At 70.8% G+C, this 24,228-nt stretch carries 24 protein-coding genes; 13 read left to right on the top strand and 11 right to left on the bottom strand.

The window, feature by feature from the left end:
• Window positions 1-213: 213 nt before the first annotated feature.
• Window positions 214-1,119 carry a metallophosphoesterase family protein gene (locus tag MB828_RS00785; RefSeq protein WP_301646680.1) on the top strand — a complete coding sequence of 302 codons (906 nt, stop codon included), beginning with the start codon at window positions 214-216 and terminating at the stop codon, window positions 1,117-1,119.
• A complete protein-coding gene (locus MB828_RS00780) occupies window positions 1,067-1,747 on the top strand; it encodes a 4'-phosphopantetheinyl transferase family protein (RefSeq protein ID WP_165941710.1) in 681 nt (226 codons plus the stop codon). The genes MB828_RS00785 and MB828_RS00780 overlap by 53 nt, the downstream gene beginning before the upstream one ends.
• 13 nt (window positions 1,748-1,760) lie before the next feature.
• Here MB828_RS00780 and MB828_RS00775 read toward each other — a convergent pair whose 3' ends face one another.
• Together MB828_RS00775 and MB828_RS00770 are read right to left on the bottom strand one after the other, a co-directional pair.
• The gene (locus MB828_RS00775) at window positions 1,761-1,988 is read right to left on the bottom strand and encodes a hypothetical protein (protein WP_133028499.1); all 228 of its coding nucleotides are present in this window, start codon (window positions 1,986-1,988) and stop codon (window positions 1,761-1,763) included.
• A 271-nt stretch (window positions 1,989-2,259) separates the two neighbouring features.
• Entirely contained in the window at window positions 2,260-2,913 is a 654-nt protein-coding gene (locus MB828_RS00770; protein ID WP_133028500.1) for a helix-turn-helix domain-containing protein, read from the bottom strand.
• 246 nt (window positions 2,914-3,159) lie between these two features.
• Between MB828_RS00770 and MB828_RS00765 the strand changes: the two genes are divergently transcribed.
• The gene (locus tag MB828_RS00765) at window positions 3,160-3,828 is read left to right on the top strand and encodes a hypothetical protein (RefSeq protein WP_133028501.1); all 669 of its coding nucleotides are present in this window, start codon (window positions 3,160-3,162) and stop codon (window positions 3,826-3,828) included.
• A 63-nt stretch (window positions 3,829-3,891) separates the two neighbouring features.
• Here MB828_RS00765 and MB828_RS00760 read toward each other — a convergent pair whose 3' ends face one another.
• Together MB828_RS00760 and MB828_RS00755 are read right to left on the bottom strand one after the other, a co-directional pair.
• Entirely contained in the window at window positions 3,892-4,791 is a 900-nt protein-coding gene (locus MB828_RS00760) for a cache domain-containing protein (RefSeq protein ID WP_301646474.1), read from the bottom strand.
• A 38-nt stretch (window positions 4,792-4,829) separates the two neighbouring features.
• Complete coding sequence (locus tag MB828_RS00755) at window positions 4,830-5,567, bottom strand: FadR/GntR family transcriptional regulator (protein ID WP_301646473.1); 738 nt, start codon at window positions 5,565-5,567, stop codon at window positions 4,830-4,832.
• A gap of 122 nt (window positions 5,568-5,689) precedes the next feature.
• On the opposite strand from MB828_RS00755, the gene MB828_RS00750 reads away from it, so the two are divergent.
• The 10 genes from MB828_RS00750 to MB828_RS00705 all read left to right on the top strand — a co-directional run bounded on the left by MB828_RS00750 (window position 5,690) and on the right by MB828_RS00705 (window position 17,989).
• Complete coding sequence (locus MB828_RS00750) at window positions 5,690-6,721, top strand: ABC transporter ATP-binding protein (RefSeq protein ID WP_301646472.1); 1,032 nt, start codon at window positions 5,690-5,692, stop codon at window positions 6,719-6,721.
• A 71-nt stretch (window positions 6,722-6,792) separates the two neighbouring features.
• Window positions 6,793-7,995: an ABC transporter substrate-binding protein gene (locus MB828_RS00745; RefSeq protein ID WP_430381312.1), complete on the top strand. Its 1,203-nt coding sequence runs from the start codon at window positions 6,793-6,795 to the stop codon at window positions 7,993-7,995.
• Between the two features lie 3 nt (window positions 7,996-7,998).
• Window positions 7,999-8,862: an ABC transporter permease gene (locus MB828_RS00740; RefSeq protein WP_301646470.1), complete on the top strand. Its 864-nt coding sequence runs from the start codon at window positions 7,999-8,001 to the stop codon at window positions 8,860-8,862.
• A gap of 17 nt (window positions 8,863-8,879) precedes the next feature.
• Window positions 8,880-9,695: an ABC transporter permease gene (locus MB828_RS00735; protein WP_301646469.1), complete on the top strand. Its 816-nt coding sequence runs from the start codon at window positions 8,880-8,882 to the stop codon at window positions 9,693-9,695.
• Between the two features lie 76 nt (window positions 9,696-9,771).
• Window positions 9,772-10,767: a LacI family DNA-binding transcriptional regulator gene (locus MB828_RS00730; protein ID WP_301646468.1), complete on the top strand. Its 996-nt coding sequence runs from the start codon at window positions 9,772-9,774 to the stop codon at window positions 10,765-10,767.
• 131 nt (window positions 10,768-10,898) lie between these two features.
• Complete coding sequence (locus MB828_RS00725; protein ID WP_301646467.1) at window positions 10,899-12,251, top strand: ABC transporter substrate-binding protein; 1,353 nt, start codon at window positions 10,899-10,901, stop codon at window positions 12,249-12,251.
• Between the two features lie 5 nt (window positions 12,252-12,256).
• The gene (locus tag MB828_RS00720; RefSeq protein ID WP_133028510.1) at window positions 12,257-13,213 is read left to right on the top strand and encodes a carbohydrate ABC transporter permease; all 957 of its coding nucleotides are present in this window, start codon (window positions 12,257-12,259) and stop codon (window positions 13,211-13,213) included.
• Window positions 13,210-14,091, top strand: a complete 882-nt coding sequence (locus tag MB828_RS00715; RefSeq protein ID WP_301646466.1) for a carbohydrate ABC transporter permease — start codon at window positions 13,210-13,212, stop codon at window positions 14,089-14,091. Before MB828_RS00720 ends, MB828_RS00715 begins: the two co-directional genes overlap by 4 nt.
• Before the next feature lie 30 nt (window positions 14,092-14,121).
• A complete protein-coding gene (locus MB828_RS00710; protein ID WP_301646465.1) occupies window positions 14,122-15,756 on the top strand; it encodes a glycoside hydrolase family 13 protein in 1,635 nt (544 codons plus the stop codon).
• 88 nt (window positions 15,757-15,844) lie between these two features.
• Window positions 15,845-17,989, top strand: coding sequence for a discoidin domain-containing protein (locus MB828_RS00705; protein WP_301646464.1), 2,145 nt, complete (start codon window positions 15,845-15,847; stop codon window positions 17,987-17,989).
• Here the strand turns inward: MB828_RS00705 and MB828_RS00700 are convergent.
• The 7 genes from MB828_RS00700 to MB828_RS00670 form a co-directional block, all read right to left on the bottom strand.
• On the bottom strand, window positions 17,958-18,776 hold the full coding sequence (locus MB828_RS00700; RefSeq protein WP_301646463.1) for an ABC transporter ATP-binding protein: 819 nt from the start codon (window positions 18,774-18,776) through the stop codon (window positions 17,958-17,960). The genes MB828_RS00705 and MB828_RS00700 overlap by 32 nt on opposite strands.
• Before the next feature lie 25 nt (window positions 18,777-18,801).
• The gene (locus MB828_RS00695; RefSeq protein ID WP_301646462.1) at window positions 18,802-19,578 is read right to left on the bottom strand and encodes an ABC transporter permease; all 777 of its coding nucleotides are present in this window, start codon (window positions 19,576-19,578) and stop codon (window positions 18,802-18,804) included.
• Entirely contained in the window at window positions 19,575-20,282 is a 708-nt protein-coding gene (locus tag MB828_RS00690) for an ABC transporter permease (RefSeq protein WP_301646679.1), read from the bottom strand. The genes MB828_RS00695 and MB828_RS00690 overlap by 4 nt, the downstream gene beginning before the upstream one ends.
• Window positions 20,283-20,434: 152 nt before the next feature.
• Complete coding sequence (locus MB828_RS00685; protein WP_301646461.1) at window positions 20,435-21,400, bottom strand: ABC transporter substrate-binding protein; 966 nt, start codon at window positions 21,398-21,400, stop codon at window positions 20,435-20,437.
• 381 nt (window positions 21,401-21,781) lie between these two features.
• A complete protein-coding gene (locus tag MB828_RS00680) occupies window positions 21,782-22,729 on the bottom strand; it encodes a PDR/VanB family oxidoreductase (RefSeq protein ID WP_301646460.1) in 948 nt (315 codons plus the stop codon).
• On the bottom strand, window positions 22,726-22,896 hold the full coding sequence (locus MB828_RS00675) for a hypothetical protein (RefSeq protein WP_165939260.1): 171 nt from the start codon (window positions 22,894-22,896) through the stop codon (window positions 22,726-22,728). Before MB828_RS00675 ends, MB828_RS00680 begins: the two co-directional genes overlap by 4 nt.
• Window positions 22,893-23,957, bottom strand: coding sequence for an aromatic ring-hydroxylating dioxygenase subunit alpha (locus tag MB828_RS00670; protein ID WP_301646459.1), 1,065 nt, complete (start codon window positions 23,955-23,957; stop codon window positions 22,893-22,895). The genes MB828_RS00675 and MB828_RS00670 overlap by 4 nt, the downstream gene beginning before the upstream one ends.
• Window positions 23,958-24,228 lie beyond the last annotated feature (271 nt).

The raw sequence follows: 24,228 nt of genomic DNA, 5'->3' as shown, positions 1-24,228 counted from the left end.
GTGGCGGTGGTGTTGGGGGGATCATACGGCTTTCCAGGGGCCCCGCGTGCAACGCGAGTGTTACGGATTTCCCCACCCTGTCCACACGCGTTTCCCTGCGCCGTCCCCGCCGGTTTCCTTGACGGACCGACGGCAGGCCGACAGGGCCTCTTGTTCCCCGGCGCCGTAATGTGCTGTGGTGAGTGCGACAGCATGATCGGAAGGGGGCACGGGGTGGAGTCCACGGCCGGTGCCGGGCAGCTGCTGGCCATCAGCGATCTGCACATCTCGTACCCGGAGAACCGCGAACTCGTCCGCGCGATGCGTCCGGAAACGGACCAGGACTGGCTGATCGTCGCCGGTGACGTCGCGGAGACCGTCGCCGACATCCGCTGGACGCTGGAGACGCTCGCGGGCCGCTTCCGCAAGGTGTTGTGGGCCCCCGGCAACCACGACCTGTGGACCCATCCCAAGGACCCCGTCACCCTGCGCGGCGTCGCCCGCTACGAGCACCTCGTCGAGATGTGCCGGGAGCTGGGCGTGGTCACCCCCGAGGACCCCTACCCGGTCTGGGAGGGCCCCGGCGGACCGGTCGTGGTGGCCCCGCTGTTCCTGCTCTACGACTACTCCTTCCTGCCGGCCGGCAGCGCCACAAAGGAGGAGGGCCTCGCCTACGCGCACGGCACCGGCATCGTCTGCAACGACGAGTACCTGCTGCACCCCGACCCCTATCCGACCCGCGAGGACTGGTGCCGGGCCCGGGTCGAGGCCACCGAACGCCGGCTCGCGGACCTGCCGGAGGACCTGCCGACCGTGCTGGCCGGCCACTACCCGCTGGACCGGCACCCCATGGACGTGCTCTGGTACCCGGAGTTCGCCATGTGGTGCGGCACCACCCGCACCGCCGACTGGCACCGCCGGTTCCGTGTCACGGCCATGGTCTACGGCCACCTGCACATCCCCCGGACCACCTGGCTCGACGGTGTCCGCTTCGAAGAGGTCTCCGTGGGATATCCCCGCGAGTGGCGCAAGCGCTCCCGGCCGCCGGGCGAGCTGCGCCGTATTCTGCCGATGGAGGTCCAGACCGGTGATCGAGGAGCTGCTCCCGGAGTCGGTGGTGGCCGTGGAGATGCTCGGTGACGACGCGATCCGCGAAGCCCCCCTCTACCCGCAGGAGGCGGCGCTCGTCGCGCGTGCCGTGCCCAAGCGGCGCCGCGAGTTCTCCGCCGTACGGGCCTGCGCCCGGCGCGCCATGGAGAAGCTCGGGGTTCCGCCGCAGCCGGTCCTGAGCGGCGAGCGGGGCGCCCCGCGCTGGCCGGACGGGCTGGTCGGCAGCATGACCCACTGCGAGGGCTACTGCGCCGCCGCCCTGGTCCGCGCCACCGACCTGGTCTCCCTGGGCATCGACGCCGAACCGCACGCCGCGCTGCCCGAGGGAGTCGCCGAGGCCGTGCTGCTCCCCGCCGAGAAGGAGCGCCTCGGCCGGCTCGCCGCCGAGCGGCCCGACGTGCACTGGGACCGGCTGCTGTTCAGCGCGAAGGAGTCCGTCTACAAGGCGTGGTTCCCCCTCACCGGGAAGTGGCTGGACTTCATGGAGGCCGACATCGAGCTCGTCCCGGAGCCCGGTGACCGGCCGCGCGGCACTCTGCGCGCGCGCCTCCTGGTCCCCGGGCCGGAGGTAGGCGGGCGGCGGTTGGAGTACTTCGAGGGCCGCTGGAGCGTGGCGCACTCCATGCTGACCTCGGCCGTGGTCGTGCCGCACCCCTGAGGTGCCGGTCGGCTCAGGTGGGCGGGCACCAGTCGTGCAGCAGCCGGAAGAACTCCTCCTCGTTGCCCACCAGTCCGGCGTCGGCCAGGGCCGCCTCGGCCTCGGCGAGCACGGCAGGTGGGACCAGGAAGGGGCGTCCGCCGTCCGGTGGGCCGTCGAAGGCGGCGCGGACGGTGTGCATGAGCCGCAGATAGGCCTGGACGGCGGTGCGCTCACGGTCGGTCAGTACGGCGGTGGGCATCGGTCGGTCTCCCCGTCGGTCGTCTCGGCCGCGGACCCGGAGGGCGCGGGCGCACCGCCGGTGCGGTGCGCACCCTCCAGCTTGCCGCCCGCCACTGACAACGCCCCCGGACCACCGCTCGGTTCGCCCGCTCAGCGGACGTGCGACCACCCCGGCCGGCCTCCGGAGCCGACGCCGCGGGGCGCTGAGAGAACGTCTTCCCGGTGCGCCGCCCAGCCGCCGCATCTCCCTGCGGGTGGCCACGGTTCTGCCCCGGCTCGTCCGTAGCGGACTACTCGGGCCGCTTGACGCTCTCCAGGAGCATGTCCAGCCACTCCGCGACCTTGTCCCGGTGCTGGTCGGTCGGCAGCTGGGCGGCCCGCCAGGCGATCCCGCGCACCCCGTGGTCCTGGAGCAGCCGCTCCAGGGGGTCCTGGGCGGCCTCGGCCGCGGCCCGCTCCCGGTCGGCCAGCTTCTGCAACAGCTCCTGCTCGACGCGCTGGAGGGTGCCCGCGAGGGCTTCGGGGTCCTCGGCCGTGAGGAAGCCGGCGTGCACGCGGAAGAAGCGCTGGAGGGCGTCGCAGTGCTCCATGGTCGGCCGCCGGTCGCCGTTGAGCAGGGCGCCGGCCTGCTGCCGGGACATGCCCGCGCCGTCGGCGATCTCCTGCTGGGTGTGTCTGCGCCCGTTGGGCTTGAGCCGGGTGCGGCGCAGCAGGTCTAGGCGTTGCAGGAAGCGTTCCTGGACGTCGGGCTCGCCCGCGGGGCGGCCGCTCAGCAGGGCCTTGACCACGGGCTCCGGGACACCGCTGGCGCTGGAGAGCCGGCCGACGTCGAAGACCTCGGGGTGCGGCACGCCGAGCCGGTCGGCGAGCGCGGTGACGCGGGCGACGACGGCCGGCAGCTGGGCGGTCGCCGTGGCGCCCGGGTCCTGGTAGCCATCCGTCACCGACAGAACTCCTGTGTCTCTCAGAGGAATCAGGGGTTTCTCACAAGGGGGTGCCATGCACCTCCCCGCGTGGACCTCCCGGAGATTAGCGGGTGGTTCGAACTCACATCCAGGTCTCGCCACAACTGTGGCCAATTTCGGCCGTCAACAGGCATGAAATGCCACGATAGTTGACATGACTCTGGATGGGGCAGCAGGATCACATCGCCGCGAGAAGGCCGCATAGGCAAGAGGGGTGACCTCCCGATGGCATATCAGGCAGGTGGGCGGCGACCGGCGCCGCGGCCCGTCCCCGAGAGTCCTGAGGGCCAGGCGTATCTCCAGGACTACGCGTTGCTGCTGGACGCGCTTCCCTTCCCGTCCCTGGTGGTGGACCACCGCTGGGACGTGGTGCTCGCCAACGGCGCGTTCGAGACACTTTTCCAGGCGGTCGCCCCGCATCCCACGGCGATGCCCGGGGACAACTTCCTCCGTTTCGTCCTGTTCCACCCGGATGCCGGCGCGGTGTTCGGCGGGCACGAGGCGGGCTGGTGCCTGCCGATGCTGGCCCAGTTCAAGGCCACCCTGGAGCGGTACGCCCATGATCACGAACTCCAGTCGATCCGGCGGGAGATCGCCCAGGACCCCATCATGGAGGCCGCCTTCCGGCAGGGACTGCCGCACTGGCTGCGCGCGGTCGGTGAGGAGGGCGCGCAACTCGACGGCGCCGTCCGGCCGCTGCGGCACCCGGACCCGCTGCTCGGCGCCACCGAGTGCCGGGTGGTCTGCGAGACCCCCAAGACCCTTCTCGACATGGGCTACGCGCGTTACACCCTGGTGCTGCGCGCCGCCCCGCGCCCGGCCGCCCCGCGCCGCTCCCGCCGGGCCGGCGGCCTGGGCCCGCATCTGAGCGTCGTCCCGGCCCCCGAAGGCTGACCCGGCACCGTCGGCGTTCAGGTCGCCGACGGCGCCGGGCCGGACGCCCTGCCCGCCCGGCCCTCAGCCGCCGTCCACCACCAGTACCAGCGGCACGCCCCGGCACGGGGTCAGCCGCAGGCCGGCGGAGGTGCCGGGGGTGCCGTTCTCCAGCACGGCCGCGAAGTCCGGGCCCTTGGTCAGGGAACCGGCCAGGTGCGCCGGGTCCGCCGAGGCCGCCACCCGGCCGCGGGCGTTGACCAGCCGGGCCGGTCCGGGCAGTTCGCGCAGCAACGGCAGCGCGGCCGCCTCGAAGTGCCGCAGGTACACGTCGGCCGCGGCCACGCCGAGGAAGCGGCCCGCCACCTCGACCGGCGCGGACAGCGTGAGGCTGTACTCGTCCGAGCAGAGGTAGTCGACGTACGGGCCGGCCACCGCCCGCCGCCCGGTGTCCCGGGGCAGCGCGAACCAGTCCCAGTGCGTGTAGTCCGAGTACGCCGAGGTCCGCGGATCTAGGTCGAGGAGCAGCGGCCGTACGTCCCCGGCCGCGTCGCTCTGCCACCACTCCAGCCAGGCCGGCACGTCGGCCAGTACGCCCGGCGCCGCCACGAAGCCGACACCGGACACCAACTCCTGGCGGATCAGCCGGAGATGGAGCCCGGGGCGCAGCGCGGCCAGGTCCGCGGTCACCGGCCGCCGGCCCTCGGCGGCGACGCGTGCCAGCAGCGTGGTGGTGTCGGCGCGGGTCCCTGCGACGGCGTCGAACACCGCCTCCAGAGCCCCACCGACCCGCGCGGCCACGTACGCCTCGGCCTCGTGCCTTTCGGCCTCGTACGCCTCGGCCTTGTACGCCTCGGCCTCGTGCCTTTCGGCCTTGTACGTCTCGGCCTTGTACCGCTCGGTCCCGTGGTCCTCGGCGGTGTGCTTCCCGACGGCGTCGAGTGTGCCGGCCACCGGACCGGAGGGTGCGGTGCTGCGGCTCATGGTGCCCTCCGGCGGACGGGGGAGCGGGCGCGCTGTGCCTACCGGGCCAGCCGCAGGGCGATGAGCCGTGCCGTCGAGTCCCGCACGCACCGCTCGGCCAGCTCCCTGGCCGATGTGTGCGCCCCATCCTGCACGGCCGAGATCACGGACCGGTGACGGTCCGCCACCTCTTCACGATATTCGTCGTCGCCCAGCACAAGGCACAGCAGCGCCCCGATCTCCGTCTGGAGCGCGACCTGCTCCCGGGTGAGCCGGGCCGACTGCGCCGCGGCGGCCAGCTCGACGTGAAAGCGGCCGTACAGCCGGCTGCGGGCCGGCGCGTCCGGCGCCTTGCCCAGCTCTTCGGTGGTGCGCCGGAGCTGGTCCAGGTCCTGGCCCTCGGTGCGCTCGGCGGCCAGGTGCGCGGCGGTGCCGGACAGGGCCGCCCAGTGGTCGCCGAGGTCGCGCAGCTCCTCGGGGCTCCAGCCGCGCAGCCGGTCCCGGAGCCGCTCCTGGTCGGGCACCTCGGGGGAGGCGACGAAGCTGCCGCCGCCGCGGCCCCGCCGGGTGACGACAAGACCCTGCTGGCGCAGCGCCATCAGCGCCTCCCGCAGGGTCACCGTGGACACCCCGAGCTGCCCGGCCAGCTCGGTCTCGCCGGGCAGTTGCTCCCCGTCGGAGAGCAGGCCCAGCTCGATGGCGTCGCCGATCCGGCGCACCACGGCGGTCACCCGGGCCCCGCCGTCCACGGGAGCGAAGACGGCCTTTCGGGCGCCGCCGGTCTGCTGCTGTCTCACGGCCCACCACCCTATGCGTTGACCCAAGCTTTACCTCGGAAGGGTCTTGAGCTTTGAACTATGACTTCATATCTTTCCGTTCACCAGCCTCAACGCAGGAGTACGGCAGAAAGGTTCCCGCCATGGAGGGCAGCGCGATCCGGTTGCGGGATCTGCGGAAGTCGTTCGGCGACACGAGTGCCGTGGCCGGGGTCGACCTGGAGATCCGCGACGGGGAGTTCTTCTCCATGCTCGGCCCCTCCGGGTCCGGCAAGACGACCGTCCTGCGGATGATCGCCGGCTTCGAGACGCCCACCGCCGGTGTGATCGAACTCGCCGGGCAGGACGTCACCGGCCGTGCTCCCTTCGAACGGGACGTGCACACCGTCTTCCAGGACTACGCCCTGTTCCCGCACATGACCGTCGAGCAGAACGTCGCCTACTCCCTGAAGGTCCGCGGCACCCCCAAGGCGGAGCGCCTGGTCCGGGCCCGCAAGGCGCTCGCCGAGGTCCGCCTCGACGGCTACGGCGGCCGCCGCCCCTCCCAGCTCTCCGGCGGCCAGCGGCAGCGCGTCGCCCTGGCCCGCGCCCTGGTCGGACGCCCCCGCGTGCTGCTCCTCGACGAACCCCTCGGCGCCCTCGACCTCAAGCTGCGCGAGCAGATGCAGATCGAGCTCAAGGCACTGCAACGCGAGGTGGGCATCACCTTCGTCTTCGTCACCCACGACCAGGAGGAGGCCCTGACGATGAGCGACCGCGTCGCCGTCTTCCACGAGGGCCGCATCGAGCAGGTCGGCACCCCCGCCGAGATCTACGAGCGTCCCGCCACGGCGTTCGTCGCCTCCTTCGTCGGCACCTCCAACCTGCTCGCCGGGGACACCGCCCGGCGGGTGCTCGGCGAGGACGGCACGCACAGCATCCGGCCCGAGAAGATCCGGGTCCTGAAGGAGGCCGAAGCGGTGGACGACCCGGGCGTGGCCACCGCCGTGGGCACCGTCGCCGAGGTCGTCTACCTCGGTGACGCCACCCGCTTCCTGGTCGACCTTGACGGCGGCGGCCGGCTCACCGCGCTCCAGCAGAACCTCGACACCTCCGCCGAGGACGTCGCCGCCTACCGCGGTACCCGTGTCCGCCTGCGCTGGCAGCGCGGGCACGCGGTCCGCGTCCCCGACTGACCGGCACGCCGCCCGTGTCCCGCCGGCCCGGGCACCGTCCACGTCCCCGACCGTTCCGCCGTCCCTCACGTATGGAGAACGTCGTGCGCCTCTCCCGCCCTCTGACCTCCGCCGCCGTGGCCGCCCTGCTGATGGCCGCCACCGCCTGCGGCTCCTCCGGCTCCGGCTCCTCGGCCGGCCTCAACCCGCCCGACCTCAAGCCCCTGGCCGAGCTCGGCAAGTCCGAGGGCCAGGTCAACCTGATCGCCTGGGCCGGCTACGTCGAGGACGGCTCCGACGACCCCAAGGTGGACTGGGTCACCGACTTCGAGAAGCAGACCGGCTGCCAGGTCAACTCCAAGGTCGCCGCCAGCTCCGACGAGATGGTCAAGCTGATGAAGACCGGCGAGTACGACGCCGTCTCCGCGTCCGGTGACGCCTCCCTGCGCCTGATCGCCTCCGGCGACGCGGCCCCGGTCAACACCAAGCTCGTACCGAACTACAAGGACGTCTTCAGCGGTCTGAAGAACGGCGCCTGGAACTCGGTCAAGGGCCAGATGTACGGCATCCCGCACGGCCGGGGCGCCAACCTGCTGATGTACAACACGCAGAAGGTCAGCCCCGCGCCCACCTCCTGGTCCGCCGTCTTCGACGACGCCGGCACGTACAAGGGCCATGTCACCGCCTACGACTCGCCGATCTACATCGCCGACGCGGCCCTGTACCTCAAGGCCACCAAGCCCGAGTTGAAGATCAAGGACCCCTACGCGCTCGACCAGAAGCAGTTCGACGCGGCCGTGGCCCTGCTGAAGAAGCAGAACGCGGACATCGGCGAGTACTGGAGCGACTACCTCAAGGAGATCTCCGCCTTCAAGAGCGGCGACTCGGTGATCGGCACCAGCTGGCAGGTCATCGCCAACCTGGCCGCCGGCGAGGGCGCCAAGGTCAAGGCCTTCGTGCCCAAGGAGGGTTCGACCGGCTGGTCCGACACCTGGATGGTCTCCGCCAAGGCCAAACACCCCAACTGCGCCTACAAGTGGCTCGACTGGATCGTGTCCCCGAAGGTCAACGCCGAGGTCGCCGAGTACTTCGGCGAGGCCCCGGCCAACGCCAAGTCCTGCGACCTGACCGCCGACAAGAACTTCTGCACGACCTACCACGCGGCCGACGAGGGCTACTGGAAGAACATCGCCTTCTGGAACACGCCCATCGAGCAGTGCCTGGACGGCCGCACCGACGTCAAGTGCGTGCCGTACGCCAAGTGGGTGCAGGCCTGGACCGAGATCAAGGGCTGAGCCATGACCGTGCTCACCCGGACCGCGGGGGCGCTGCACCGGCGCCCCCGGCTCCGCCTCGCGCTGCTGCTGACCGCCCCGCTGCTGTGGCTGGCCGTGCTCTACCTGGGCTCGCTGGCCGTGCTGTTCGTCTCGGCGTTCTGGACGACCGACTCCTTCACCTCGGAGGTCGTCAAGGTCTGGTCGGCCGACAACTTCCACGAGCTGTTCACCACACCGGTGTTCCGGCAGGTGGTGCTGCGCAGCGTCGGCGTCGCCCTCGCGGTGACCGCCCTGTGCGCGGTGATCGCGTTCCCGGTCGCCTTCTACACGGCGCGGGTGGCCCGACCGAGCCGGCGCCCGCTTCTCGTGGTCGCCATCCTCACCCCGCTGTGGGCGAGTTACCTGGTCAAGGTGTACGCGTGGCGGCTGATCCTGTCCGAGGGGGGCCTCGCCGACTGGCTGCTGAAGCCGTTCGGGCTGAGCGGGCCCGGCTTCGGCCTGCCGGCCACCGTGCTCACCCTGACGTACCTGTGGCTGCCGTACATGATCCTGCCGATCCACACCGCCCTGGAGCAACTGCCCGACAACCTGCTGGACGCGTCCGCCGACCTGGGCGCCCGGGCCGGGCGGACCTTCCGCTCGGTGGTCCTGCCGATGGTGCTGCCGTCCGTCGCCGCCGGGTCGGTGTTCACCTTCTCGCTCAGCCTCGGTGACTACATCACCGTGGGGATCGTCGGCGGCAAGACCCAGCTCATCGGCAACCTCGTCTACGCCAACATCGAACTCAACCTGCCCATGGCCGCCGCGCTCGCCACCGTCCCGGTCGTCGTCATCGTGCTGTACCTGCTGGCGATGCGGCGGACGGGTGCGCTGAGCAGCCTCTGACGACGGGTGACATCCCCATGCAACTCTCCCGGCCCGCCCGTATCGCTCTGCGCGTCGCCGCCGCCCTCGGCTTCGCCGTCATCTACGTCCCGCTGCTGCTGGTCCTCGTCAACTCGCTCAGTCCCGACCGCAGCGCGAGCTGGCCGCCGCCCGGTCTGACCACTCGCTGGTGGTCGGCCGCCTGGCACAGCTCCGGCGCCCGGGAAGCGCTCTGGACCTCCGTGAAGGCGGGGCTCGGGGCCACCGCGATCGCCCTCGTGCTGGGCACGCTGGCCGCCTTCGCCGTCGCCCGGTACCGCTTCTTCGGACGCGGCGCCCTGTCCTTCGTGGTGGTCCTGCCGATCGCGCTGCCCGGCATCGTCACCGGCATCGCCCTCAACTCCGCCTTCGGTACGGTGCTCCAGCCGCTGGGCGTCGGCCTCGGCCTGTTCACCGTGGTCGTCGGACACGCCACGTTCTGCGTGGTCATCGTCTTCAACAACGTCGTGGCCCGGCTGCGCCGCACGTCGGGCAGTTACGAGGAGGCCGCCGCCGACCTGGGCGCCGACACCTTCCGGGCCTTCGTCGACGTCACCTTCCCCCTGGTGCGCTCGGCGCTGCTGGCGGGCGGTCTGCTCGCCTTCGCGCTCTCCTTCGACGAGATCGTGGTGACGACGTTCACCGCGGGACCGGGTGTGCAGACCCTGCCGTTGTGGATCTTCGACAACATGACCCGTCCGCAGCAGGCTCCGGTGGTGAACGTGGTGGCGGCCGTGCTGGTCCTGCTGTCCGTCGTGCCGATCTACCTTGCCCAGCGGCTCTCCGCGGACACGGCGACCGGCAGCCGCGTCTGACGCACGGCAGCCGGGTTCTCCCGTTGTCACGCGCATTACGCAAACAGCTTGCGTTACTTGCGCTAGTCTTGCGCTCATGACACGACGACTTGCGGAAGTGGCGAAGAAGGTCGGGGTCAGCGAGGCCACGGTCAGCCGGGTGCTCAACGGCAAGCCCGGCGTCTCCGAGGCCACCCGCCAGGCGGTGCTCTCCGCCCTGGACGTCCTCGGCTACGAGCGCCCCACCCAGCTGCGCGGCGAACGCGCCCGGCTCGTCGGCCTGGTCCTGCCCGAGCTCCAGAACCCGATCTTCCCCGCCTTCGCCGAGGTCATCGGCGGCGCCCTGGCCCAGCTCGGGCTCACCCCGGTGCTCTGCACCCAGACCAAGGGCGGGGTCTCCGAGGCGGACTACGTGGAGCTGCTGCTGCAACAGCAGGTGTCCGGTGTGGTGTTCGCCGGCGGGCTGTACGCGCAGGCCGACGCGCCGCACGACCACTACCGGCTGCTCGCCGACCGCAACATCCCGGTGGTGCTGGTCAACGCGGCCATCGAGCACCTCGGCTTCCCGGCCGTGTCCTGCGACGACGCGGTGGCGGTGGAACAGGCCTGGCGTCACCTCGCCTCCCTCGGCCACGAGCGCATCGGCCTCGTCCTCGGCCCCGCCGACCACATGCCCTCGGCCCGCAAGCTGGCCGCCGCGCGGACCATGGGCGACCTCCCGGAGTCGCGGGTCGCCCGGGCCATGTTCTCCATCGAGGGCGGTCACGCGGCCGCCACCCGGCTCATCGACGACGGTGTCACCGGCATCATCTGCGCCAGCGACCCGCTCGCACTCGGGGCCATCAGGGCGGCCCGCCGCAAGGGCCTGGACGTCCCGTCGCAGGTCTCGGTGGTCGGCTACGACGACTCCGCGTTCATGAACTGCACCGAGCCCCCGCTCACCACCGTCCGCCAGCCCATCGAGGCCATGGGCCGGGCCGCGGTGGAGCTGCTGAACGCACAGGTCAACGGAAGCGCGGTGGCCCGTGACGAGCTGCTCTTCGAACCGGAACTGGTGGTCCGCGGTTCCACCGCGCAAGCACCGCGCGACTGACAACCACATCCCTGTCGAATAATTACAGATTCTGCGCGACATCTTGCGAACTCCTGTCGCCGGTGCTTGAGTGTGCGGCGCCCACCGGTTCCGGTGCGGCGCCCACTGCTCCTGTTCTGGGGGGTCCACCGATGTCCAGCACCGGGTACCGTCGCGCTCTCGTCGCGATCGGCGTCTGCTCGTCCCTAGCGCTCTCCGCCGCGGCCTGCGGGTCGGGCGGCGACGACGCGGGCAGCGGCAAGACGCGGATCACCGTCAACTGCGAGCCGCCGAAGAGCGCCAAGGTCGACCGGTCGTTCTTCGAGCAGGACATCGCCTCCTTCGAGAAGCAGCACCCGGACATCGACGTCGTCGCGCACGACGCGTTCCCCTGCCAGGACCCGAAGACCTTCGACGCCAAGCTGGCCGGCGGCCAGATGGAGGACGTCTTCTACACGTACTTCACCGACGCCAAGCACGTCGTGGACATCAACCAGGCCGCCGACCTCACCCCGTACCTCAAGGACCTGAAGAGCTACGACACCATCCAGAAGCAGCTGCGCGACATCTACACCGTCGACGGCAAGGTCTACGGCATCCCGCGCACCGGCTACTCCATGGGCCTGATCTACAACCGCAAGCTCTTCCAGCAGGCCGGTCTCGACCCCGACAAGCCGCCGGCCACCTGGGACGAGGTCCGCGCGGACGCCAAGAAGATCGCCGCGCTCGGCAACGGGACCGTCGGGTACGCCGACTACAGCGCGCAGAACCAGGGCGGCTGGCACTTCACGGCGGAGCTGTACTCGCAGGGCGGTGACGTGGTCTCCGCCGACGGCAAGTCGGCGACCGTCGACACCCCCGAGGGCCACGCGGTCCTGGAGAACCTGCACGACATGCGCTGGACCGACGACTCGATGGGCAGCAAGCAGCTCCTGATCATCAACGACGTCCAGCAGATGATGGGTTCGGGCAAGCTCGGCATGTACCTCTCCGCTCCGGACAACATCCCGATCCTGGTGAAGGAGAAGGGCGGCAACTACAAGGACCTCGCCCTCGGCCCGATGCCCGGCGGCAAGGGCACGCTCATCGGCGGCGACGGCTACATGTTCAACAAGAAGGACAGCCCGGCCCAGATCCGCGCCGGCCTCAAGTGGCTCGACTCCATGTTCCTCACCCCCGGCGACGGCTTCCTCGGCGACTACGCCCGCGCCAAGAAGAACAACGCGCCCGTCGGCCTGCCCGAGCCGCGCCTGTTCACCGGTGCCGCCGACGCCAAGGACCAGGCGGTCAAGAAGGCCAACGCCAACGTGCCGGTGGAGAACTACCAGGGGTTCCTGGACGGCAACCAGTCCCTCCAGATGAAGATCGAGCCGCCGGACGCCCAGCAGATCTACTCCGTCCTCGACGGCACCGTCTCCGCCGTCCTCACCAAGAAGGACGCCGACATCGACCAGCTCCTCAAGGACGCCAACGACAAGATCGACGGCATCCTGGCCCGGGGCTGACCGCGATGACGAAGACGGCCGCACGACGGCCCGCCCCGGCGGCGGTCGCCGTCCGACAGGTCCCGGCGCCGCCCCCGGCAGGGGACCGGAGGCGGCGCCGCCTCCTCGACCAGGCCCGCGCCTACGGCTTCCTGCTCGGCGGGCTGGTCTGCTTCGCCCTGTTCTCCTGGTACCCGGCGATCCGCGCCGTCGTGATCGCCTTCCAGAAGTACACCCCGGGCTCGTCCCCCGAATGGGTCGGCACCGCCAACTTCACCAGGGTCCTGCACGACCCCGAGTTCTCGGCGGCCTGGCGCAACACCCTCACCTTCACCCTGCTGGCCCTGCTCATCGGCTTCGCGATCCCGTTCGTGCTCGCCCTCGTCCTCAACGAACTCCGGCACGCCAAGGCGTTCTTCCGGGTCGTGGTCTACCTCCCGGTGATGATCCCGCCGGTGGTCAGCGCCCTGCTGTGGAAGTGGTTCTACGACCCCGGAGCCGGCCTCGCCAACGAGACCCTGCGCTTCCTGCACCTGCCCACCTCGAACTGGTCCAACGGCACCGACACCGCACTGGTCTCCCTGGTGATCGTGGCGACCTGGGCGAACATGGGCGGCACCGTCCTGATCTACCTGGCCGCCCTCCAGTCCATCCCCGGCGAGCTGTACGAGGCCGCCGAACTCGACGGCGCGAACCTCCTCCAGCGCGTCCGGCACGTGACGGTCCCCCAGACCAGGTTCGTCATCCTGATGCTGATGCTGCTTCAGATCATCGCCACCATGCAGGTGTTCACGGAACCGTTCGTGATCACGGGCGGCGGCCCGGAGAACGCCACGGTCACCGTCCTCTACCTGATCTACAAGTACGCCTTCCTCTACAACGACTTCGGCGGAGCCTGCGCGCTCAGCGTGATGCTGCTGGTGCTGCTCGGTGTCTTCTCCGCCGGCTACCTGCGGCTGACCCGCTCCGGGGAGGACGTATGAGCAGCGCCACCCGCACCCTGATCTCCCCGGCGACCCTGGCCCGCCCGCGCGGGAAGGCGGTCTACTGGAGCGTCTTCACCGCCGTCGTCCTGCTCTTCGCGCTCGCCTTCCTGTTCCCCGTGTACTGGATGGTGACCGGCGCGATGAAGTCCCCGGACGAGATCGCCCAGACCCCGCCCACCCTGATCCCCAAGCAGTGGCACCTGTCCGGCTACACCGACGCCTGGGACCTGATGCAGCTCCCGGAGCACCTGTGGAACACGGTGGTGCAGGCCGCCGGCGCCTGGGCCTTCCAGCTGGTGTTCTGCACGGCCGCCGCCTACGCCCTGTCCAAGCTGAGGCCGGCGTTCGGGAAGGTGATCCTCGGTGGCATCCTGGCCACCCTGATGGTGCCGGCCCAGGCCCTGGTCGTCCCCAAGTACCTGACCGTCGCCGACCTGCCCCTCCTCCACACCAGCCTGCTCAACGACCCGCTCGGCATCTGGCTCCCGGCCGTCGCCAACGCCTTCAACCTGTACCTGTTGAAGCGGTTCTTCGACCAGCTGCCACGGGACGTCCTGGAGGCCGCGGAGATCGACGGCGCCGGAAAGCTGCGCACCCTGTGGTCGGTCGTGCTGCCCATGTCCCGGCCGGTCCTCGGGGTCGTCTCGATCTTCGCCCTGGTCGCGGTGTGGCAGGACTTCCTGTGGCCGCTGATGGTCTTCTCCGACACGGACAAGCAGCCCATCAGCGTGGCCCTGGTCCAGCTGTCGCAGAACATCCAGCTCACCGTGCTCATCGCCGCGATGGTGATCGCCAGCATTCCGATGGTCGCGCTGTTCCTCGTCTTCCAGCGGCACATCATCGCCGGGATCAGCGCGGGCAGCACCAAGGGCTGACGCCCTTCCTCCGACAGAAAGGCTCGCACCGTGGGACAGCCCAGCCATGCCCCGAAGGACCACGCGGACCACGCTGACCGCGGGGACACCGACTGGTGGCGTTCGGCCGTCATCTACCAGGTCTACGTCCGCAGCTTCGCCGACAGCGACGGCGACGGCACCGGCGACCTCGCGGGCGTTCGTGCCCGGCTGCCGTACCTCGCCGAACTCGGCGTGGACGCCCTGTGGTTCAGCCCCTGGTACCCGTCCCCCATGAAGGACGGCGGCTACGACGTCGCCGACTACCGGGCCATCGACCCGGCCTTCGGCACCCTCGCCGAGGCCGAGAAGCTCATCGCGGAGGCGCGGGAACTGGGCATCCGCACGATCGTCGACATCGTCCCCAACCACGTCTCCGACCAGCACCCCTGGTTCCGGGCCGCGCTGGCGGCCGGCCCCGGCAGCCCCGAGCGGGAGCTGTTCCACTTCCGGCCCGGCCGCGGTCCGGACGGCGAACTCCCGCCCAACGACTGGCCCTCGCAGTTCGTCGGCTCCACCGAACCGGTGTGGACCAGGCTGCCCGACGGCGAGTGGTACCTGCACCTCTTCACCCCCGAACAGCCCGACCTCAACTGGGCGCATCCGGCGGTCCGCCAGGAGCACGAGGACATCCTGCGGTTCTGGTTCGAGCGCGGTGTCGCGGGTGTCCGCATCGACTCGGCGGCGCTGCTCGCCAAGGACCCGGACCTGCCCGACCTGGCCGGCGACCCGCGGCCGCACCCCTTCGTCGACCGCGACGAACTCCACGACGTCTACCGCTCCTGGCGGTCCGTCGCCGACGCCTACGACGGGGTCTTCGTCGGCGAGGTCTGGCTCCCCGACGCCGAACGCTTCGCCCGCTACCTGCGCCCCGACGAACTGCACACCGCCTTCAACTTCTCCTTCCTGTCCTGCCCCTGGGACGCGGCCCGGCTGCGCACGTCGATCGACACCACCCTCGCCGAGCACGCGCCCGTCGGCGCCCCCGCCACCTGGGTGCTGTGCAACCACGACGTGACCCGCACGGTCACGCGGTACGGCCGTGAGGACACCGGGTTCGACTTCGCCGCCAAGGCCTTCGGCGTCCCGACGGACCTCGCCCTGGGCACCCGCCGGGCCCGCGCCGCCGCCCTGCTCTCGCTGGCCCTGCCCGGCGCGGTCTACGTCTACCAGGGGGAGGAGCTGGGGCTGCCGGAGGCGGAGATCCCGGCCGACCGCGTCCAGGACCCGATGTACTTCCGGTCCGGGGGCACCGATCCGGGCCGGGACGGCTGCCGGGTGCCGCTGCCCTGGGCGGCCGGGGCGCCCCACGCGGGGTTCGGGTCCCGCGAGGAGCCGTGGCTGCCGCAGCCGGCCGGCTGGGAGTCGTACGCCGTCGACCGCCAGCAGGACGACCCCGGCTCCATGCTGGCGCTCTACCGCCGTGCCATCGCCCTGCGCCCCCGCTTCGGCGACTCCCCGCTGACCTGGCTGCCCGCCCCCGAGGGCGTCCTCGCCTTCACCCGTGCCGAGGGCGTCACCTGCGTGGTCAACCTCGCCGCGACCCCCGCCGAACTCCCCGCCCACTCCGAACTCCTGCTCAGCAGCGGTCCGTTGGACGACGCGGGCCGGCTGCCGCAGGACACGGCGGTCTGGCTGGCGACCTGAGCCGCCGGTACCGCTCGCGCTGTCCCCGTTCCCCCACCCCCGAAGGGATCAGCACATGCAGCACACCACAGGCCGAGCTGTCAGGAGCATGCCAGCCGCGGTGGCGGCCGTAGCGCTCGCCGCCGGCATGCTCGTCGCCGTCGCGCCCGCCGCCCACGCGGCCGCGGGCGCGAGCCTCCCCTTCACCTCGGTGGAGGCGGAGGCGGCGACCACCACCGGCACGAGGACCGGTCCGGACTACACCCAGGGCACCCTCGCCTCCGAGGCCTCCGGCCGCCAGGCCGTGCGGCTGACCTCCGGGCAGCGGGTCGAGTTCACCGCACCCCGGGCGGCCAACGCCGTGAACCTCTCCTACAGCGTCCCCGACGGCCAGACCGGCACGCTGAACGTGTACGTCAACGGGGTCAGACTGGCGAAGACCCTGGCCGTCACGTCGAAGTACTCCTACGTCGACACCGGTTGGATCGCCGGCGCCAAGCAGCACCACTTCTTCGACGACGCCCGGCTGCTGCTGGGCCAGAACGTCCAGGCGGGCGACAAGGTCGCCCTCGAGTCCACCGGCCCCCAGGTCACCGTCGACGTGGCCGACTTCGAGCAGGTCGCCGCGGCCGCCTCGCAGCCCGCCGGGTCGGTCTCCGTCACCTCCAGGGGCGCCGACCCGAGCGGCAACGGCGACTCCACCCAGGCCTTCCGGGACGCCATCTCGGCCGCCCAGGGCGGAACGGTGTGGATCCCGCCGGGCGACTACAAGCTGACGTCCTCCCTCAGCGGAGTGCAGAACGTGACCCTGCTGGGCGCGGGCAGCTGGTACTCGGTCGTGCACACCTCCCGGTTCATCGACCAGTCCAGCTCCTCGGGAAACGTCCACATCAACAACTTCGCGGTCATCGGCGAGGTCACCGAACGCGTCGACTCCAACCCCGACAACTTCGTCAACGGCTCGCTCGGACCGAACAGTTCGGTCTCCGGCATGTGGATCCAGCACCTCAAGTGCGGGTTCTGGCTGACGGGCAACAACGACAACCTGGTCGTCGAGAACAACCGCGTCCTCGACACCACCGCCGACGGCCTCAACCTCAACGGCAACGCCCACGGCGTCCAGGTCCGCAACAACTTCCTGCGCAACCAGGGCGACGACTCGCTCGCCATGTGGTCGCTGAACTCGCCCGACACCAATTCGACCTTCGCGAACAACACGATCTCCCAGCCGAACCTGGCCAACGGCATCGCGATCTACGGCGGCACGGACCTCTCCGTGAAGAACAACCTGGTCTCCGACACCAACGCCCTCGGCAGCGGCATCGCCATCTCCAACCAGAAGTTCCTCGACCCGTTCTCCCCGCTCTCCGGCACCATCACGGTCGACGGCAACACACTGGTACGCACCGGCGCGATGAACCCCAACTGGAACCACCCGATGGGCGCGCTGCGCGTCGACTCCTACGACAGCGCCATCAACGCGACCGTGAACATCACCAACACAACGATCTCCAACAGCCCCTACAGCGCCTTCGAGTTCGTCTCCGGCGGCGGACAGGGGTACGCCGTCCGGAACGTCAACGTGACCGGCGCGACCGTGCAGAACACCGGCACGGTCGTGGTCCAGGCCGAGGCACCGGGCGCCGCCGCCTTCCGCAACGTCACCGCGACCGGCGTCGGCGCGGCCGGCATCTACAACTGCCCTTACCCGGCCAACTCCGGCGCCTTCGCGCTCACCGACGGCGGCGGCAACTCCGGCTGGTCCAGCACCTGGTCGGACTGCTCCAGCTGGCCGGCACCGGGGCAGGGCAACCCCGACCCGGACCCGAACCGCAACCTCGCCAAGGGCCGCCCGGCGACCGCCACCGGCTCCCAGGACGTCTACACGCCCGGCAAGGCGGTCGACGGCGACGCGAACAGCTACTGGGAGTCCACCAACAACGCCTTCCCGCAGTCGCTGACCGTCGACCTCGGCTCCTCCTACGCGGCCCGGCGGCTGGTGCTGAAGCTGCCCCCGTCCTCGGCCTGGGGCGCACGGACCCAGACCGTCACCGTGCTGGGCAGCACCGACGGCTCCGCCTACTCGACCGTGGTGGGCTCCACGGGCTACCGCTTCGACCCGGCCACCGGCAACACCGTCACCGTGCCGCTGCCCGCCTCGACGAACCTGCGCTACCTGCGGCTCACCGTCACCGCGAACAACGGCTGGCCGGCCGCCCAGTTCAGTGAGGTGGAGGCGTATCTGACGTCGTGACCGGGCCCTCCCCCCGGGATGCGCCGCGCTTCGCCGCCTGGATCTGCTCGTAGACACGGGTCCGCAGTTCGGCGAAGCGCGGGGCGACCCGCGTGTGCAACTGGTCCCGCTCCCGCGGCAGGTCCACCTTCAGCTGCTCCCGCACGACGGTCGGGGAGGCGGACAGGACGATCACCCGCTGCCCCAGGTAGACCGCCTCGTCGATGTCGTGGGTGACGAACAGGATCGTGATCCCGCGCTCCCGCCACAGGCCCCGGACCAGATCCTCCAGATCGGCCCGGGTCTGGGCGTCGACGGCGGCGAACGGCTCGTCCATCAGCAGGACCCGGGGTTCGTACGCGAGGGCACGGGCGATCGCCACCCGCTGCTGCATCCCCCCGGAGAGCTGCCACGGATAGGCGTCGGCGGCATCCGCGAGGCCGACCGAACGCAACGCGTCCGCCACCAGCTCCCTCCGGCGCTCACGCGGCAAGCGCTTCTGCTTGAGCGGGAGTTCCACGTTCTGCGCGACCCGCATCCAGGGGAACAGACTGCGGCCGTACTCCTGGAAGACGAACGCCATCCCGGGCGGCGGGCCGGTGACCTTCCGTCCCTCCAGCAGGACTTCGCCCCCGGACGGGGCGAGCAGTCCGCCCATGCACTTCAGCAGGGTGGTCTTGCCACAGCCCGACGGGCCGACCAGACACACCAGTTCACCCGCCGCCACGGTGAAGGTGAGGTCCCGCACCGCCTCCACCCGGCGCCCGGACCCCTCGTAGACCTTTCTCAGGCCGCGTACGTCGAGCATGCCCCTCCCCTTCCCGAGGTTCGTCTCAGGACCGCCGGGCGGCCGCGCGCAGCCCGTGGTACCAGCCGAGCACGCGTCGCTCGACCACCCGGAAGACCACCGACAGCGCGAAGCCGAGCAGGCCGAGCAGCAGGATCCCGGTCCACATGTCGGGGATCGCGAACCCGCGCTGGAACTGCACGATGGTGAAACCGAGCCCGTTGCTGGCCGCGAACATCTCGCTGATGACCATCAGGATGATCCCGATCGACAGCGCCTGCCGCAGGCCCGCGAAGATCTGCGGACTCGCCGAACGCAGCACCAGCGTACGCAGCCGGGCCACGCCGGTGACGCCGTAGGAACGGGCCGTCTCCGCCAGCACCGGGTCGACCGCCCGGACGCCCTCGACCGTGTTGAGCAGGACCGGCCACACGCAGCCGCCGGCGATCACCACGATCTTCATGCCGTCGCCGATGCCCGCGAACAGCATGATGACCGGGACGAGCACCGGCGGCGGCACCGCCCGCAGGAACTCGAGAACCGGTTCGCACACCGCCCGCACCCACCGGTAGGAGCCGACGACCGTGCCCAGGGCCACCCCCGCCACGGCCGCCACCGCGTATCCGGCGAGCAGCCGCAGCACACTGCGCAGCAGGTCGTCGCGGAGCCGCTGACCGGTCCAGACGTCCGGGAAGGTCCTCAGGATCGTGCGCAGCGGCGGCCAGTAGACGTTCGTGCTGCCGGCGGAGGCCAGCCACCACAGCGCGACCAGGACGGCGGGCAGGGCCAGCGCGTACGCCGCTCTGAGCAGCAGCCGCCTCATACCGTCACCTCCCCGCGCACCGACTGGTGCCAGGCCAGCGCCCGCCGCTCCACCGACCGGGCACCCACGTTGACGACCAGTCCGAGCAGCCCGGTCACCACGATCAGGGCGTACATCTCCGGCACCGCCTGCGAGGTCTGCGCGACCGCGATCAGCTGGCCCAACCCCGGTGCGCCGATGACCAGTTCGGCCGTGATGGTGAGGATCAGGGCGACGGCGGCGGCCAGCCGTACGCCGGTCATCACGTACGGCAGGGCGGTCGGCCACAGCACGTGCCGGACCCGGGCCCAGGTGCCGAGACCGTACGACCGCGCCGTCTCCTCGGCGACCGGGTCGACGTCCTGGACGCCGTACATCACCTGGATCAGCACCTGCCAGAAGGACGCGTAGACGACGAGCAGGAGGACCGAGCGGAGTTCGCTGCCGTAGAGCAGGATCGCCAGCGGGATCAGGGCGACCGAGGGGATCGGGCGGAGGAACTCGATCGTGGAGGCGGTGGCCTCGCGCAGGTGCGGGACGACCGAGATGACCACCCCGGCCACGATGCCGGCGCCGACCGCGACGGCGAGGCCCACCGCCCATCCGGTCAGGGTGTCGCCGAGCGCCGTCCAGAAGGCGCCGTCGGAGAGTTCGGTGCCGAGGGCGCGGGCGATCCGGCTGGTCGGAGGGAAGTAGTCCGCCTTGACCAGACCGAGCCGCGGCACCGCCTCGCCGAGGGCGAGGAAGACCGCGAGTCCGGCCGCACCGAGTGCGGTGTTCCTGACGTGGCCGTTCGCGGGGCCCTTCGCGGAGCCCTTCGCGGGGCCCTTCACATGGCCCTTCGCGAGTTCGGTCGCGGGTTCGGTCGCCGGTTCGGTCACGGCAGCAGCTTGTCCAGGTCGGGCGCCGTCTTGAAGAGGCCGTCCTGCTCGCTCAGCTTCTCCAGCGTCTCGATCGACGAACGGTTCGCCTCGGCGGGCCACTTGGGCAGGGTCACCTTGGCCAGCACGTCCGCCGGGGTCTTCGTGTACGTCGTGACGATCTGCCGGACCTCGTCCGGGTGCGCGTCCGCGTAGGACAGCGACTCGGCGACGGCCTCCTGGAACTTCTTCACGACGGCCGGGTTCTTCCGCGCGTACGACGTCGACGTGAAGTACATGGCGACGGTGAGGTTCTGCGCCACGTCGACCAGCGGCGAGGCGATCTCGCCGGCGCCCTGGAGCCTCATGGTCGCGAGGGCCGGCTCGACGGCCATCGCCGCGTCGATCTGGCCCTTGTCGAGCGCGGCCGGCATCTGGTCGAAGGCGAGCTCGACGAAGTTCACCTTGTCCGGGTCGCCGCCCGCCTTGCGCACCGACTCGCGCACCGCGGTCTCGTTGATGTTCTTCAGCGTGTTGACGGCGACCTTCTTGCCCTCCAGCTGCCGCACCGACGTGATGCTGCTGCCCTTCTTCACGACGAGCCCGCCGAAGTCCTTGCCGGCCACGCCGGTCGAGGCCACGCCGTTGGCGATGGCCTGCACCGGCACACCGTTGGACTGGGCGATCATCAGCGACGTCATGTTGCTGAAGCCGAACTGGAACTGACCGCTCGTCACTCCGGGCACGATGGCGGCACCGCCCTGTGCGAGGGTGGTCGACAGCTTGAGTCCGCGCTTGCTGAAGAAGCCCTCCTTCTGGCCGAGATAGAGGGGGGCCACGTCGACGATGGGGATGATCCCCACCTTGACGGTGGTGGTGCCGCCGGACGAGGACGAGGTGGACGACGAGCCCCCGGAGGAGCCGCAGGCCGCCGTGGCGAGCAGGAAGGTGCCGGCGGCTAGACCGGCGAGCAGACGACGCATGGCTCCTCCTGTGCAGACAACGGTGTTCCGACAGGGTGTGCGCTGTGCGCACCATGGTGCTCGGTTGGTGCTCAGCGGGAAAGTAGAACCGGCCGTACGACCCGGTCAATGGTTTCGGCTGACAAAATTGTTGACAGTTACCGAACCGCACTCTCACCGTGTTCCCGTGACGAACCGGGACGCCTGCGGCCGGCCCCACGGGTGATGGCGGCGACGATCGCGGTGGGGGCGCGTCTGCCGGCGCCCGGGACCGGAGCGGCCGGGCGGTGGCCGGGGTGAACCTGGCGGCGCACTCCGGCCGGACCTCCGCCGGACAGGCCCGCCGCGAGCTGCTGCCGCACCTGCTCGCGGCGGCGGCGCGGATCGAGGCGGACCTGCGGATCACAGATCGAGCACCAGACGTTCCCCCCGGCACCTCGAGACGCAGATGAGCATGGTCTCCCCGGCCGCCCGCTCCTGCTCGGTGAGCACCGAGTCCCGGTGGTCGGGGGTGCCCTCCAGGACGTCGGTCTCACACGTGCCGCAGGTGCCCTCGGTGCAGGAGAAGAGCACCTCGACGCCGGCGGCCCGGACGGTGTCGAGCACCGACACCCCCGGCGGGACGGTGACCGTACGACCGCTCTGCGCGAGGACGACCTCGAACTCCCGTTCCCCGCCCGCTTCGTGCCCGCTTTGCTCCTTCGGCCGGAACCGCTCGACCCGCAGCACCCCGGCCGGGCAGCGCTCCTCGACCGCGTCCAGCAACGGTCCCGGACCGCAGCAGTACACGAGGGTGCCGTCCGGGACGTCGTCCAGCACCGCGCCGAGGTCCAGGAGCCCCGTCTCGTCCTGCGGGGCGACGGTGACCCGGGCGTCGCCGTACCGGGCCAACTCACCCGCGAACGCCATCGACTGCCGGGTCCGGCCGCCGTACAGCAGCGTCCACTCGGCGCCGGCGGCCTCCGCGGCGGCCAGCATCGGCAGGATCGGGGTGATGCCGATGCCGCCCGCGACGAACCGGTAGCGGGCGGCCGGCTCCAGCCGGAAGTGGTTGCGCGGCCCGCGCACCCGCACCTTGTCGCCCACCCCCAACTGTTCGTGGACGAAAGCCGATCCGCCTCGGCCGTCCGGCTCCCGGAGCACCGCGATCCGCCAGCCGGTCCGGTCGCCGGGATCCCCGCAGAGCGAGAACTGCCGCTCCAGCCCCGGTCCGAGCAGCACGTCGAGATGGGCTCCCGGCTCCCAGCCGGGCAGCTCCTCGCCGAGGGGATGCCGAAGGGTGAGGGCGACCACCCCGTCGGCCGCCGACTCCCGCTCGCCGACGACCAGTTCGGCTTCGTACAGGCTCATGCGGTGCGCTCCGGGGGCTGGTGTCCTTCGGGATGGCCGAGCATCCACTCCCACATCTCTACCGGGTCCTGGGCGGTGTGCTCGGCGCCGCAGTGGCAGGTGCCGTGCAGCACGTCGGTGCCCGGCAGCCAGTCGATGCGGTAGACCTCGCCGGTCGGGGTGCTCACAGGACCTTCTCCACGGGCTTGTCGCCCTCCTCGACCAGCCGGGCGAGGATCCGGCGGGCCGCCAGGCCACCGGTGTCGATGTTGATGCTCAGCTCCTGGTATCCCGCCCGCTCCGAACCCAGCGTCCGCTGGAGCAGGTTGAGGGCGTCGACGTCCTGCATGACCACCGTGTGGTTGTTGCTCCGCAGGAACTCGGTGACCTCGGCGTCCTCGGTCGCCCAGTCCCGGGAGACCATCCAGAAGTCGTACACCTTGCCGTCCGAGGACGGGGTGATCGCGTAGGTGATCTCGGTGTGGAAGCCGTGCGGATCACTGCCGTCGGCCTCCGGCACCACGCCGACCGGGGCGATCCGGCTGTGCAGCAGATACAGGCACGGCGCGTGGTACTCGATGTCCTGCCAGCGCGTGATCCGGCCCTCGATCCCGGTGGAACGGGCGTAGAACGGCGGGCACTCGGCGTCGTCCATGCGCCGGCTGACCCGCACGATCCCCGCGCCCTCGTCCACCTCGGTCGTGATGGGCGTCTCGGCGACTTCCGGGGTGCCGATGTACCCGCCGTGCAGATACGTCTCATGGGAGAGGTCGAGAAGGTTGTCGACGAGCAGGCCGTGGTCGGCGTCGATGGGCTCCATGCCGCGGACGGTCGTCCAGCCGGGGGAGTCGAGGTGACGCGCCCGCGGTATCGACCGCGGGTCGGCGAGCGCCGGGTCACCGATCCACACCCACACCAGCGAGTCCTGCTCGACCACCGGGTAGGAGGCGACCCGGGCGGTGCGCGGGACGCGTTTCTGCCCCGGCACGTACACACACGCCCCGGTCCGGTCGTAGGTGAACCCGTGGTACCCGCACACGATCCGGTCCCCGTCGAGCCCGCTCTCCGACAGCGGGTAACGCCGGTGCACGCAGCGGTCGCTGAGGGCGACCGGCGCACCGTCCTCCTCGGCCCGGTAGAACACCAGCGGTTCCCCCAGGACCGTCCGCCCGAACAACTCCCGGCCGACCTCGTGACTGTAGGCGGCGACGTACCACTGGTTCCTGGCGAAAGCGGTGATGTGCGGCATGAGAGGGATCCCGTCATCCTCGACGTCGTGTCGAGAACACCATGACGATGGCGCCTCCACCCCGGCAATAGGACTTCCGTCGGACGGAAACTCCCTGGTCAGCCGCTTGCTGCCTGCCACGTGGTATTCAGTTCGCTTCACCGCTCCCGTCGAGACCGGGAGAGGTGCACTTCCTGGTCCTGCACGCGCGGGGTCGAATCGGGGTCGAATCGAGCACTTCGACCGTTCCACGGGTCGATGAGCTCTCTTGCCGCGATGGTTAGCCTCGCTT

Source organism: Streptomyces arenae (assembly GCF_022343545.1).
GTDB classification, from domain to species: Bacteria; Actinomycetota; Actinomycetes; order Streptomycetales; family Streptomycetaceae; genus Streptomyces; species Streptomyces humi.
This window is presented reverse-complemented; position numbering and strand designations above follow the sequence as displayed.

Excerpts from the sequence above, each read along its gene's own strand:
- MB828_RS00760 (WP_301646474.1), bottom strand. The coding sequence starts at position 4,791 with ATGAGCCGCAGCACCGCACCCTCCGGTCCGGTGGCCGGCACACTCGAC.
- MB828_RS00765 (WP_133028501.1), top strand. The coding sequence starts at position 3,160 with ATGGCATATCAGGCAGGTGGGCGGCGACCGGCGCCGCGGCCCGTCCCC.
- MB828_RS00775 (WP_133028499.1), bottom strand. The coding sequence starts at position 1,988 with ATGCCCACCGCCGTACTGACCGACCGTGAGCGCACCGCCGTCCAGGCC.
- MB828_RS00735 (WP_301646469.1), top strand. The coding sequence starts at position 8,880 with ATGCAACTCTCCCGGCCCGCCCGTATCGCTCTGCGCGTCGCCGCCGCC.
- MB828_RS00740 (WP_301646470.1), top strand. The coding sequence starts at position 7,999 with ATGACCGTGCTCACCCGGACCGCGGGGGCGCTGCACCGGCGCCCCCGG.
- MB828_RS00670 (WP_301646459.1), bottom strand. The coding sequence starts at position 23,957 with ATGCCGCACATCACCGCTTTCGCCAGGAACCAGTGGTACGTCGCCGCC.
- MB828_RS00720 (WP_133028510.1), top strand. The coding sequence starts at position 12,257 with ATGACGAAGACGGCCGCACGACGGCCCGCCCCGGCGGCGGTCGCCGTC.
- MB828_RS00745 (WP_430381312.1), top strand. The coding sequence starts at position 6,793 with ATGGAGAACGTCGTGCGCCTCTCCCGCCCTCTGACCTCCGCCGCCGTG.
- MB828_RS00750 (WP_301646472.1), top strand. The coding sequence starts at position 5,690 with ATGGAGGGCAGCGCGATCCGGTTGCGGGATCTGCGGAAGTCGTTCGGC.
- MB828_RS00705 (WP_301646464.1), top strand. The coding sequence starts at position 15,845 with ATGCCAGCCGCGGTGGCGGCCGTAGCGCTCGCCGCCGGCATGCTCGTC.
- MB828_RS00695 (WP_301646462.1), bottom strand. The coding sequence starts at position 19,578 with ATGAGGCGGCTGCTGCTCAGAGCGGCGTACGCGCTGGCCCTGCCCGCC.
- MB828_RS00725 (WP_301646467.1), top strand. The coding sequence starts at position 10,899 with ATGTCCAGCACCGGGTACCGTCGCGCTCTCGTCGCGATCGGCGTCTGC.
- MB828_RS00685 (WP_301646461.1), bottom strand. The coding sequence starts at position 21,400 with ATGCGTCGTCTGCTCGCCGGTCTAGCCGCCGGCACCTTCCTGCTCGCC.
- MB828_RS00680 (WP_301646460.1), bottom strand. The coding sequence starts at position 22,729 with ATGAGCCTGTACGAAGCCGAACTGGTCGTCGGCGAGCGGGAGTCGGCG.
- MB828_RS00715 (WP_301646466.1), top strand. The coding sequence starts at position 13,210 with ATGAGCAGCGCCACCCGCACCCTGATCTCCCCGGCGACCCTGGCCCGC.
- MB828_RS00730 (WP_301646468.1), top strand. The coding sequence starts at position 9,772 with ATGACACGACGACTTGCGGAAGTGGCGAAGAAGGTCGGGGTCAGCGAG.
- MB828_RS00700 (WP_301646463.1), bottom strand. The coding sequence starts at position 18,776 with ATGCTCGACGTACGCGGCCTGAGAAAGGTCTACGAGGGGTCCGGGCGC.